At 44.6% G+C, this 12,088-nt stretch carries 14 protein-coding genes and 1 pseudogene; 8 read left to right on the forward strand and 7 right to left on the reverse strand.

Features of this window, described 5'->3' with window-relative positions; translation table 11 throughout:
* Positions 1-64: 64 nt before the first annotated feature.
* Positions 65-334: pseudogene (locus tag P5674_RS26665) on the forward strand (transposase); the annotation flags it as partial.
* A gap of 123 nt (positions 335-457) precedes the next feature.
* Here P5674_RS26665 and P5674_RS19965 read toward each other — a convergent pair.
* A complete protein-coding gene (locus P5674_RS19965) occupies positions 458-1,648 on the reverse strand; it encodes a TRC40/GET3/ArsA family transport-energizing ATPase (RefSeq protein WP_006617008.1) in 1,191 nt (396 codons plus the stop codon).
* 38 nt (positions 1,649-1,686) lie between these two features.
* Positions 1,687-2,091 (reverse strand): DUF2358 domain-containing protein, encoded by a 405-nt coding sequence (locus tag P5674_RS19970; protein WP_006617009.1) that lies wholly within the window; start codon positions 2,089-2,091, stop codon positions 1,687-1,689.
* Positions 2,092-2,510: 419 nt separating this feature from the next.
* Between P5674_RS19970 and P5674_RS19975 the strand changes: the two genes are divergently transcribed.
* Positions 2,511-3,788 carry an NAD(P)/FAD-dependent oxidoreductase gene (locus P5674_RS19975; protein ID WP_006617010.1) on the forward strand — a complete coding sequence of 426 codons (1,278 nt, stop codon included), beginning with the start codon at positions 2,511-2,513 and terminating at the stop codon, positions 3,786-3,788.
* 76 nt (positions 3,789-3,864) lie between these two features.
* On the opposite strand, the gene P5674_RS19980 is transcribed toward P5674_RS19975, so the two are convergent.
* A complete protein-coding gene (locus tag P5674_RS19980; RefSeq protein ID WP_014276477.1) occupies positions 3,865-4,275 on the reverse strand; it encodes an ArsR/SmtB family transcription factor in 411 nt (136 codons plus the stop codon).
* Between the two features lie 242 nt (positions 4,276-4,517).
* Here P5674_RS19980 and P5674_RS19985 point away from each other — a divergent pair, with 242 nt between their 5' ends.
* On the forward strand, positions 4,518-5,849 hold the full coding sequence (locus P5674_RS19985; protein ID WP_006617012.1) for a hybrid sensor histidine kinase/response regulator: 1,332 nt from the start codon (positions 4,518-4,520) through the stop codon (positions 5,847-5,849).
* Here P5674_RS19985 and P5674_RS19990 read toward each other — a convergent pair.
* Positions 5,846-6,154 carry a DUF3067 family protein gene (locus P5674_RS19990; RefSeq protein ID WP_006617013.1) on the reverse strand — a complete coding sequence of 103 codons (309 nt, stop codon included), beginning with the start codon at positions 6,152-6,154 and terminating at the stop codon, positions 5,846-5,848. The genes P5674_RS19985 and P5674_RS19990 overlap by 4 nt on opposite strands.
* Before the next feature lie 324 nt (positions 6,155-6,478).
* Here P5674_RS19990 and P5674_RS19995 point away from each other — a divergent pair, with 324 nt between their 5' ends.
* The 3 genes from P5674_RS19995 to P5674_RS20000 are packed head-to-tail and all read left to right on the forward strand — an operon-like array spanning position 6,479 to position 7,631.
* Positions 6,479-6,943 carry a transposase gene (locus tag P5674_RS19995; protein ID WP_315670222.1) on the forward strand — a complete coding sequence of 155 codons (465 nt, stop codon included), beginning with the start codon at positions 6,479-6,481 and terminating at the stop codon, positions 6,941-6,943.
* A 3-nt stretch (positions 6,944-6,946) separates the two neighbouring features.
* Positions 6,947-7,282 (forward strand): transposase, encoded by a 336-nt coding sequence (locus P5674_RS26670; RefSeq protein ID WP_353912634.1) that lies wholly within the window; start codon positions 6,947-6,949, stop codon positions 7,280-7,282.
* Positions 7,283-7,307: 25 nt separating this feature from the next.
* Positions 7,308-7,631, forward strand: coding sequence for a hypothetical protein (locus P5674_RS20000; RefSeq protein ID WP_014276476.1), 324 nt, complete (start codon positions 7,308-7,310; stop codon positions 7,629-7,631).
* 9 nt (positions 7,632-7,640) lie between these two features.
* Here the strand turns inward: P5674_RS20000 and P5674_RS20005 are convergent, their stop codons facing one another.
* Positions 7,641-8,882 carry a methionine gamma-lyase family protein gene (locus P5674_RS20005; RefSeq protein ID WP_014276475.1) on the reverse strand — a complete coding sequence of 414 codons (1,242 nt, stop codon included), beginning with the start codon at positions 8,880-8,882 and terminating at the stop codon, positions 7,641-7,643.
* 77 nt (positions 8,883-8,959) lie between these two features.
* On the opposite strand from P5674_RS20005, the gene P5674_RS20010 reads away from it, so the two are divergent.
* Entirely contained in the window at positions 8,960-9,772 is an 813-nt protein-coding gene (locus tag P5674_RS20010; RefSeq protein ID WP_006616281.1) for an acyl-CoA desaturase, read from the forward strand.
* A gap of 67 nt (positions 9,773-9,839) precedes the next feature.
* Here the strand turns inward: P5674_RS20010 and P5674_RS20015 are convergent, their stop codons facing one another.
* The gene (locus P5674_RS20015) at positions 9,840-11,105 is read right to left on the reverse strand and encodes a glutamate-5-semialdehyde dehydrogenase (protein WP_014276474.1); all 1,266 of its coding nucleotides are present in this window, start codon (positions 11,103-11,105) and stop codon (positions 9,840-9,842) included.
* A gap of 4 nt (positions 11,106-11,109) precedes the next feature.
* Entirely contained in the window at positions 11,110-11,514 is a 405-nt protein-coding gene (locus P5674_RS20020; RefSeq protein WP_006616283.1) for a hypothetical protein, read from the reverse strand.
* Between the two features lie 328 nt (positions 11,515-11,842).
* Between P5674_RS20020 and P5674_RS20025 the strand changes: the two genes are divergently transcribed.
* On the forward strand, positions 11,843-12,088 hold a 246-nt coding region (locus tag P5674_RS20025; RefSeq protein WP_315642947.1), incomplete at its 3' end, for an IS630 transposase-related protein.

Here is a 12,088-nt window from a genome sequence, read left to right on the forward strand (position 1 = left end):
GTAATAGAAAGAGAGGTCAAAAGATTAGAAGCAGACGACAAACCCAGGGCTAGAGGACCGATGTTTGCTCCCTCAGCTAGAAGAGGGAGATATTATTATTCTTGACAATGGGAGTTTTCATCACGGTGAAAGCATAAAAGAAATGGTAGAAGAAGTGGGATGCGAAATCTGGTACTTGCCAGCTTATTCACCAGATTTGAATAAAATTGAAAATTGGTGGTCTCCCTTAAAGACATGGATGAGACCAAAACTTAAAGACTTTGAAGCGGTGAGAGAATGTGTAGATGCAGCGTTCAAAAGCTGTACTAATGTATTTGCGTATTGCTATATTTGATTAAAAATGCTGACCAAGCCCTATATCGTGCTAAAGCTGCCGGACGAAATAAAGTCCAATACTCAACTACACTCACAAACCGGATTCAGCTACCTTAATCACTGAACCCGGAATTGAGAAGTTTTAGGAAATCTTCGCCACGTCAGCAAATCGAATTTTCAAATAATCTTCCTCCATTTTCGCCCCGGAAGGCTGCAAAGCCGCTAACGCTTGGGGTAAAACTAAATTGCGGCGGTGGTTCCCAATACGGATATTTAACTCATCACCCGTCTTGTTTAACTGTATCTGTTCCTTGGGAATTCCCGGTAAATATAACTCCAAACTATAGTATTCTTTATCTTGGATAACCCGCATAGTATTTTCCTGATAATAAACCAGAGTCGGGTCTTCATCTTTATACAAAATATCCTTGAGTTGCTCTAAGGCTTCAAAACCGCACATTTCCTTAGTAAATAGTTCTACTTCTTTGACAGGAAGAGGGCGGAAATTATCATGTATTTCCTGGCGATATTGCTGTTGGTTCTCCTTCCAGCGTTGGAAAAATGGATCGGTTACTGAGTCGGGGATAATCCGATTCGCAATCACTAAATCCGTGGCTACATTGTACAAACTCAGATAAGCATGGGCGCGCAAGGATTCTTTAATTACCATTTTTTCTGGGTTAGTTACCAGACGCACTGAGGTTTTCTGATTATCAGTTAATACCTTTTCTAAGGCTTCGATTTGCTCGTAAAATTCATAGGGTGCATCCATTACTTCTTTGTCCGGGAGGGAAAAACCAGCAATAGGTTTAAAGATGGGTTCCACTAAAGGACGCAGAGCGGCCGACATCCCTTGTAACGGTTTATAAAATTTTCTCATATACCACCCACCTACCTCCGGCAAACTTAATAGGCGCAGAGCAGTCCCTGTGGGCGCTGAGTCAATGATGAGAACCTCAAATTCCCCCTCGTCATAGTGCCGCTTCATTCGCACCAAGCCGAAAATTTCGTCCATTCCGGGAAGGATAGCCAATTCCTCGGCTTGAACGCCATCAAGTCCCCGCGCTTGCAGAACTTGAGTGATATAGCGTTTGACAGCCCCCCAGTTTCCCTCTAATTCCATCAGTGCGTCTAGTTCTGCGCCCCATAGGTTGGGTTTCACCTGGCGGGGTTCATGGCCGAGGGGTTCATCAAAACTATCTGCTAGGGAGTGGGCTGGGTCTGTACTTAATACCAGGGTTTTATAGCCTAGTTCGGCGCACCGTAAGCCTGTGGCCGCCGCCACGGAGGTTTTACCAACGCCTCCTTTTCCGGTCATTAAAATCACGCGCATATAGTTTTGAGTCCCGCTTAAAATATGTTTACATTATTCTAACGTTTAGGGCTGTTTTGTTGAAAAAGCTGTTTGACTACGGCGAGGCGGGAACAGTTCCAGTAGTCTATGTGGCGGTCAATTAAGCCTTCTGGGTTGATGTGTAGGTGGCTGTAACCGGGGATGGATAGTCGCGGAGCCCAGGGCAGTACAGATACGGTCCAACTGAGAGTCCATTGGGTCTCGATGGTGTCCCCAGATTCCGAAATATCATGTAAGTCTAATTGGATATCCTGAAACCAGGTGGCCATGAAGTTGATCATTTTTTGATAGCGATCGCATCCCGAAAATTCATTAACAGGGTCTTTAAAATAAACGTTTTCTGCATAAATACTATAGGTTTGATTATCGGGAAAGTTTTGATAATCTTGTTTGATGGTTTCGATGAGATCGTGGGCAACCATAGGATTGATTTGATGATTTAGTTTATGGGACTTTAGCCGAGATTTATCTGATTAATAAAAATATTAAAAATCCATCAATATGGAGGTAAATATATGGCTCAAGGTTGACGCGATTATAGCATTTATGGTAGAATATGTCAATGGCTATGTATAGATCAGTTTTCAGTTGAACGAATGATTAGAATGGTGGCGCAACTGGGTTGAATGATATGTATAAATACTCTAGCAGCTACCATTTTGGTTATAGCTAGTTCAATAATGATGCAATCGTTGTTGTTATGGGACTAGCATACTATCATCAAAATTCAGGTTAATAATTGGTGTTGATCAATTGTTAACAATTTTGATGATTGGTGTGATCTGGTTGACAATAAAGCCTAAAATTATTAAAGTTAAAGTCACGGGAGTAAAAATACCTTATGACAAATTCGGAAAGTCCCACATCCAAAACCATCACAGATTCTCTCCATCATACCATTGTGGTTGTGGGTGGGGGAGCGGCTGGCATAACTGTGGCTGCCCAAATTTTACAACAGGATAGTAGCCTAGATATCGCTATTATTGAACCCTCAGATAAACATTACTATCAACCAGCTTGGACTTTAGTGGGTGGTGGTGCTTATCGTCTTGAAGATACTATCCGGGAGGAAAAAGACTGTATTCCTACGGGTGCTACCTGGTTGAAAGCAGCAGCAAAAACCTTTGAACCAGAGCAAAATCTAGTGATTCTGCAAGATGGACGAGCCATCAAATATGATTATCTGATAGTTTGTCCAGGGATTCAAATTGACTGGGATAAAGTAGAAGGACTAACAGATGCGATCGGCAAAAATGGGGTAACTAGCAACTATTCTAAAGATTATGCCGAGTACACCTGGGAAGTGATCAAGAATTTTCAAGGAGGGAACGCGATTTTCACTTTTCCTGCGACTCCTATTAAGTGTGCGGGAGCGCCTCAAAAAATCATGTATTTGGCGGATGATACTTTCATCAAAAATGGAGTTAGGAATCGGTCGAATGTGATTTATGGAACTCCGGGAGCCAAAATTTTTGGGATAACAGGCTACTGTGAATCTTTAGAAAAGATTGCCGCGCGCCGAAATATTGATGTCAAATATAAGCATAATCTGAAAGCGATTATTCCCTCAAGCCAGGAAGCAGTTTTTGAAAAAACCACGGAGGCGGGAGTAGAGGAAATCAGGATTAAATATGATATGATTCATGTCACGCCGCCAATGAGTGCCCCTGATTTTATTAAAAACAGTCCTTTAGCGGTGAAAGAGGGACCCACGAAAGGTTGGGTAGATGTAGACAAATACACGCTGCAACATAATGTTTATCCGAATGTTTTTAGCTTAGGGGATGCTTCGTCTCTTCCCAATTCTAAAACAGCGGCTGCTATTCGGCGACAAGCACCCGCATTAGTGGAGAATTTGTTAGCGGTGATGGCTGCTAAACAACTAGGGGGAAAATATGGCGGGTATGCTTGCTGTCCGTTGGTAACAGGTTATGGGCGGACAATTATGGCAGAGTTTGATTATGATGGTGTTCCGAAATCTAGTTTTCCATTCGACCCGACGGAAGAACGTTATAGTATGTGGTTAGTGAAGCGCTATGTTTTGCCTTGGCTGTATTGGAATCGGATGTTAAAAGGGAAACCTTTTGAGGCGGATATGTTAGCGGGACAAAAATCTTAGGCTAACTTGTCAATATTAGTAAATCCCGACACTGACCTAGGGAATTAGGGGCTGTGTCGGGTGATTAATTAGGAAGCTAGAATGCTTCTTGAAGAACTCGGAGCTTTTCAAACTGTTTGTTTTGCTGATTTATCTGAACCGATAGGGAATCACAGACTAACTCACACAACTCAAATAGGAAAGGATTAGCAATTTCATAATAAACATTAACCCCCTGTTGCCGGCGAGTGACAATCCCAGCTTGAGCAAGCATTTTTAAGTGTTTGGAAACGTTAGCTTGTCCTAAACCAGTGGCTTCAATAATTTGAGTAACATTTTTGGCACCAGTTTTTAAGCAGCAAACAATCTGGAGGCGACTGACTTCGGAAAGAACTTTAAAAAAGTCAGCCATAAGAGTCAATGCCTCGGGTGGAAGTTTGGAGACTCCGCACTCCCCAGAATTGGATTCAAGCTGGAATTGTGATGCTTTGACGGAAGATGTTGTCATGATTTAAGTAGGTGAGTTGAATAAGTTATAGGAAAGGTGTGCTTACTATATTACCACACAGTAGAGGTTGTTGTCTCATTTATTTGAGGCTGATTTATGATGGGTAGAGTAGCGATCGCCTCAAGGAACCCGAAAGGAAACCCCAGCTTTGAGCTACAATTGAGTAAGTAGATGCAATTCATTATTTATCGCCATCAGGTAATTAAGCAATCTGGCCAACTACCTTCACACCCCCCGATCCCATGACTGATTCGACCGATGACACAATTTTAATTGTCGAGGATAACCGATCAAATCTGAGTTTGATTGCCGATACGATCGCCAATGTGGGTTGTCAAATAGCGATCGCCACCAATGGCATTGAAGCGATCGCCCAAGCGGAAGCGATCCAACCGGATCTAATTCTGCTGGATATCGTCATGCCTAAGATGGACGGCTTTGAAACCTGTCGCCGTCTGAAACAGAACCCTTCAACCTGTAATATCCCAGTAATTCTGATGACAGCCCTAGACGATACGGCCGATAAGGTGAAAGGCTTATCCCTAGGAGCAGTAGACTATATTACGAAACCGTTTCAGCCAGAAGAAGTGCTGGCCCGTGTTAATGTACATTTAAAGATCCGTTACCTAACCCAACAACTAGCCGATCGCAACTTCCAACTAGAACAGAGAGTAGCGGAACGCACCCACGAACTAACCCAGGCCCTAGATAACCTGCGAAAATTTCAACTACAACTGGTTCAGAGTGAAAAAATGTCTACCTTGGGTCAACTGGTGGCTGGGGTGGCCCATGAAATCAATAATCCGATTGGTTTTATTGAAGCGAATTTGAGCCATGCGAGTATTTATGTGTTCGACTTGCTGAAACACTTGCAAATGTACCAACAGATGTTCCCGGAAGCACCGCCGGATCTTGATCATCACGCCGAGGACATTGATCTTGAATATCTGATGGAGGATCTACCGCAACTGATTGCTTCTATGCGAGTGGGGACAGAACGCATCCGCAATATCAGCCAAAGTCTGAGGACTTTCTCACGCTCCGATGATAATAATGCGGTATTGTTCGACCTGCATCAAGGTATTGAAAGCACTTTGCTGATTTTACAGCATCGATTAAAAGCGAATCGCGATCGACCTGCGATCATGGTGATTAAAGAATATGGGTACCTTCCGCCGATTAGATGCTACCCCAGCCAGATGAATCAGGTATTCATGAATTTGATCACTAATGGTATTGATGCGATCGAGTATGCTAGTGAGGGTTCCAGCTATGAGGACTTAGAGAAAGACCCCCACTCGATCAAAATTACCACTGAACTGGGAGAAGATGGCACATCAGCAGTGATTAGGATTGAAGATAATGGAATTGGTATGACTGCACAAGTGCAAGAGAAAATTTTTGATTATCTATTTACGACTAAATCTATTGGTAAGGGTACAGGTATTGGGTTAGCTATCTCTCGCCATATTATCGAAGAAAAACACCGAGGTAAGTTAACCTGTACCTCCCAAATCGACTCAGGGGCTAGGTTCACGATTACTATTCCCCTGGTAACGGAGGACTCTGATTAGACCATCCATTCGGAAGCCCTACCCCCCAAGTCAATGGGAATACTGACGGCTTTTCCTAGCCGGGGGCGATCGCGAGTGTTCAGGATATAATTGGTAACCTGTTGTGATCCTCCCAAACTGGTGAGATAATCAGCGATCGCATTGAGGTGATCGAGATACTCAGCCTCACCCAAATGAAAAGAAGCCTGTTCTAGGTACTTCCACATAACTTGGACAAAAATTTTGCCCCGCGTCCGCCGCAGTTGGATATCATAGGAGACTCCCCACTTGTTTAACAGAAGTTGTCGTAAGTCCTGGCCCGTCATAAGCACCTCTTGCATGGACTGAGAAAGAACTGAGAATCCTCGCGCCGTTTGTCGTGGGAATGTGAAAAGTTGCATGATCTGGAAATACTCGATAGCCGCTTTGGCCGACTCTATTTAAAGGGCGGATGTAGCGGCAAAGGCGAATAAATTCGCTTACCTACTATTGCTATCTTTTCATTTATATGCCATAATAGCATAACCTTGTTAAGTTGGGCAATGATTGTATACAAGTTCAAAATAAAAGCCAAACCATCTCAGTACCAAGCTATAGACGAGGCTATTCGCACATCTCAGTTCATCCAAAACAAATGTTTGCGCTATTGGATGGACAATAAGAGGGTGGGAAAATATGACCTTAATAAATATTGTGCTGTCTTAGCGGCTGAGTTTCCTTGGGCTAATGAATTGAACTCGATGGCTAGACAATCAGCGCCTGAACGCGCTTGGTTGGCTATTTCTCGCTTCTACGATAACTGTCAGAAAAAAGTTAAGGGGAAAAAGGGATTTCCTAAGTTCAAGAAAAATGCTCGCTCAGTTGAATATAAAACTAGCGGATGGAAACTTTCGGAAACCAGAAAAGCTATTACCTTTTCTGACAAAAAAGGTATCGGAACTCTGAAATTAAAGGGAACCTGGGACCTCAACTACTACGATATCAAGCAAATTAAACGAGTCCGATTAGTCCGCCGGGCTGACGGATACTATGCTCAATTTGCGATCGCTGTCAATGTCAGGATAGAGACTGAACCCACTCATAAAATCGTAAGTTTAGACTTAGGAATTAGATAATTTATTGCTGACAATAAAGGCAATGTTGAACCATCTCCCAAGTTCTACCGCCAAGCTGAAAAGCAGTTAAAGAGAGCCAATCGAAAGAAGTCTAAAAAGTACAGTCCAGCTAAAAAAACAGCCCAAAAAAAGCAATCGAACAACTATCACAAAGCTAGAAATAGATATGCTCGTAAGCATTTAAGAGTAAGTAGGCAGCGAAAAGAATATTGCAAGAGATTGGCGTATTCCGTTATCCAATCTAACGATTTGGTCGCCTATGAAGATTTGAACAAAAATAGCGACGCATTCCCCCACCTCGCCGAACGGCAGGTGGGGGTCAAGGAGCTGCCGATCTGACAAGCCTTGGGGTAACAAGCGCGTTATGGCAACCAACAAATCCACATCAATCGTCCGTACAGACCGATGGAATCTTAACCCGACAGCAGCAGCGCGAGTGCTGTTGAGCCAAACGGTTGAGGTCTCCCTAGGTGTCTGTCGGCATTTGATAGGAATTCTCTTAACTCATTGGCCGTCTCTCGGAGGGTTATCGAGTCAAAAACGGGTTCTAGCCGTTGAGAAACTGATTCACCCAACCGCCAAGAACCCCAACCCCAAATACCGGCAATTTGACCAGACCTTTTACAAGTTCCCCAGCTATTACCGGAGGGCAGCGATTGTCTTGGCCGCCGGCCAAGTCAGTAGCTAAATTGACGGATTAAGCATCATTTAGGGAAGCGATCGCTTCTATAGCAGCTTCCAAAGCGATCGCCACATGAGTCCAGTGAGTCCCCCCCTGACAGAAAACAATATAGGGTTCTCGCAAAGGACCATCAGCCGAAAACTCAGAGGTACTACCATCAATAAAAGTCCCCCCCGCCATCACCAACTCACTCTCATATCCTGGCATTTCCCCCGGAACCGGATCAAGATAGGACCCAATAGGCGAAAACTTCTGCAAAATGCGACAAAAAGCCACCAACTTATCGGGTGAACCCAACTCGATCGCCTGAATAATATCGCGCCGAGGTATCAGAGGCGCAGGATTAACCCGATAACCCAACTGGTCAAACACATAAGCAATCAAATGTCCCCCCTTAACCGCTTCCCCCACCATCTGAGGCGCAAGGAATAGCCCCTGAAACAGCAATCGGTATTGTTCAAAGGTTGCCCCCCCACTGCTACCAATACCGGGCGCGGTGAGGCGACAGGCGGCCGCTTCTACCAAATCTGAACGCCCCGCCACATAACCCCCCGCCGCCGCAATAGTCCCCCCCGGATTTTTAATCAGGGAACCAGCTATCAAATCAGCCCCCACCGCCGTCGGTTCCCGGTCTTCCACAAACTCGCCATAGCAGTTGTCCACAAAACAGATAGTATCGGGATTTTGTGCCTTCACCATCTGGACAACCCTCTCAATATCAGCAATGGAAAGGGAATTGCGCCAGGAATAGCCACAAGAGCGCTGAATCAAAACCAAACGAGTATGGGGTGCGATCGCTGTTGATAAAGCCGACCAATCCAAACTTCCATCAGCACAAAGATCTAATTGTCGGTAAAGTATGCCAAACTCTATTAAGGAACCTTGACCTTTTCCGCGTAAACCGATAACCTCTTCGAGGGTATCGTAGGGAGAACCAACTACGGCCAGCATCTCATCCCCTGGACGCAGACACCCAAAAAGGGCACAGGCGATCGCATGAGTTCCAGAAACAAACTGGACTCTTACCGCCGCCGCTTCTGCGCCCATAACATCCGCAAACACGCGATCAAAAGTTTGACGACCGAGATCATCGTGTCCGTAGCCGGAAACTCCGGCAAAATGATGGGTTCCTACCCGGTGAGTACGGAAAGCATCTAACACTCGTCGGAGGTGGTGCTTGACCTTAGTGTCAATTCCCGAAAAAATTGGGGATAATGCCTGTGGCGCTTCATGTAGTGACTCTATGCTGTGTCTCATTACCTGACTAAAGCTGAATTAGGGGTGCTGCATATTATGCCGCCAACAGGTCTGGTCTGTTCAAAAATTTGATATTCATGACGATTGCAACTGAAACCAAACTCAAACTCGACTGGATGACCATAATATTTATGGCATTCCTCCACATTGGCGCACTTTTTGTCCTAGTCCCGAGTAATTTTAGCTGGGCTGCAATTGGTGTGGCCGTATTTTTGCACTGGGTAACTGGTGGCTTAGGAATTACCCTAGGGTTTCACCGCTTAATCACCCACCGCAGTTTTGAAACTCCCAAATGGCTAGAATATTTCTTGGCTTTTTGCGGCGCTTTAGCCTGTCAAGGAGGACCTATCCAGTGGGTCGGTTTACACCGTATGCACCATCTGTACTCTGATCAAACCCTTGACCCCCACGACTCTAACAAGGGTTTTTGGTGGAGTCACATGGGTTGGATGTTGCGGGAAATTCCTGCTGATGCTGATGTTCCCCGCTTTACCAAAGATATCAACGAAGACCCAGTTTATCTGTTCCTGCAAAATTATTTCATTCCCATCCAAGTCGCCTTGGGTGTGGTTTTATATCTTCTCGGAGGATGGCCGTTGGTCGTCTGGGGCATCTTTTTCCGCATCGTTGTGGTTTTTCATTGTACCTGGTTTGTCAATAGCGCTACTCACAAGTTTGGCTATCAAACATATCAATCTAATGATAACTCGAAAAATTGTTGGTGGGTTGCTCTTGTCACCTATGGGGAAGGCTGGCACAATAATCACCATGCTTTCCAATATTCCGCCCGTCATGGTCTGAAATGGTGGGAAATTGATTTAACCTGGATGACTATTCAACTTCTACAATTTTTGGGTTTGGCTAAAAAAGTTAAATTGGTGGAAAACTAGCCCCGGCGACAAAAGTTGTTCCTGAGTAGGTCAGAAGCTAACTTAGACTCTGACAGCCGGGTTAAGTTCACACTCTGCCATTACCCTGTACAATATGTTTCAGGGTCATTAGGCTTTCTAGGCTAATTAAACCCCGTCGATATCCTTTCTGATTCGACACTCCTAAAAACAACGCATCCCCTCGGTTTTGATGACGTGAAAATTGGGGGGATGTGTTCATGAAGGTGAGCGCACTATTGGAATTTTGGGCAAATATACGACTTTCGCTATAGGATTCGGTCGCTATACAATTGGCGTGGTTGCTGCTACACTGATTCATCATGCCGATCGCATTTTCGAGGTTTTCCACAAATCGGAAGGCTATGGTTTTTGACAAATAGGGATGATACCATTCTGAGGGTTCGGCTTCCGTTAATTCGGGAAAGTTTTGGATGAAATCGCGATCGCCTCGTAATTGGAAACCTTCTTCCTGCAAACTATTTAAGAGTCGCACTAGGGAAGAGTTTTTTTGATGAGGGTCAATTAAGACCTTTTCGATCGCATTTACTGGGTCGGGTTCACTTTTATGGCTATCCGTAATCATCCACCGGACTAAATCCATACTAGCGGTAGCAGACCAGTAAAGATAACAATTCCCCATGGCTGTTTTCAGAATGGGAACTGTGGCTTTATTAATCACTTCTTGGATTAATTGGGGTCGCCCGTATGGTATAATCAGGTTGATATATCTGTCTTCGGTGACTAAATCGGGGATAGGATGATCAGGGTCAGCGGGAACAAATTCTAAACATCCCGGCGGCATTCGCGCATCTTCTAGGGCTGATTGTAGGGTTTCGGCGATAATTTGATTGGAAGAGTTAGCCTCACTACTTCCCTGGAGAATTAAACTATTAGCAGTTTTGAGAGCAAAACCGGCGGCGATCGCCCCTAATTCAGGAAAAGCCTCGTAAATGAGGGCAATGACTCCCAGGGGTATATACTGATAATAGCCCTTATACTGTTTGATTTGGTAAGGAGCGCTAACCACCCGACCGATAGGATCGGAGATGGTGCTTAACCTTTCCAATACCTTAATCGCTTTTTCTAGGCGAACTGGAGTCAGTTTTAACCAATCTCCAATCACTTCGGAAACCCCCATTTCTCTGCTGGCTTCCAAGTCAAGGGTGTTCGCTTCCAGAATGTCATTTTTTCGTTGTTTGAGACCATCAGCCATTCTGTTTATTGCTTGACCCCGATCTTCTCCTGATATCTGTGTCAATTCAAGACTGGCAAAATAGGCCCGACGAGAAGGGTTTAATGGATCTGGGGTAGAAGAAAAATCATCAATGATCATCGAGCTAACGCCTGTAAGCAAGCCAAACCATGATTGCTGGCAACATCGCCAGCATAACAGCAACTATTGCCCAAAGCAAGATGTTGCCCCCGGGAGAGTACATGGCTAGGGGTAGCCAAATCACCAGGGGGACTAGAAGCATCCCCAAAGCTAAGGGTAGATAGTGCGATCGCATTCCTGGGGTGGCGCGATACCATTGTTGTCCAGTCCACCACCAAGCCTGTTTGTAGGGGTAGTGGGTGGCTAGTTGTTCTAGGGAATAACCGCTCTCATCAACTACAAAAATCTGCTGACAGCGACCGCAACCGAAAGCCTCGGTCAAGGTAATCGGAACCAGATTACCCTTTCGACGACAGGGACAGGGATAATCACTATGTAAGTCGATTTTCTCAGGTTTGGGAGATGACACAAGCTCGCGTGGTCTTATTTAATGGAGTTAGAAACAAAAGCAAATAGTAGCTCCCATGATAGTTCAGGAACAAGAGATCTAACAACTGAAATGGAGCTAAGCGGGCTCGAACCTGATACATAGCCTATAACCCCTATTCTACCGTTACTTAGGTGTTACTCAAAACCGTAGTAGGATCGATCAATCTGTAGCCATAAAATAACCCCTAGGGGTTTAATCTAGGGGTATTGGCTTATAGGGTTGTAACGGGTAGATTAATCTATCTGATATAGCATAAGACAGAAAAGTTAGGACGTATAATGGCAAGGATATCTACAGAAGACCCAAAATGCCAGCCCCCTACAGTTACGACCTTAGACAAAAAGTTATCAATGCAATTGAACTATACGGTATGTCCAAAACCAAAGCCAGTCAATTTTTCCATCTCAGCCGGAACACTATCAATCTCTGGCTGCAAAGAAAAGAACACACCGGAGACTTCCTCCCTAAACCTAATCGCCCACCTGGTCATAACCACCAAATTACCGACTGGCAAAAATTCAAGGCTTTTGCCCAAGAGCATGGCGACAAAACT

Origin of the sequence: Limnospira sp. PMC 289.06 (assembly GCF_032350395.1) — a bacterium.
GTDB classification, from domain to species: domain Bacteria; phylum Cyanobacteriota; class Cyanobacteriia; order Cyanobacteriales; family Microcoleaceae; genus Limnospira; species Limnospira platensis.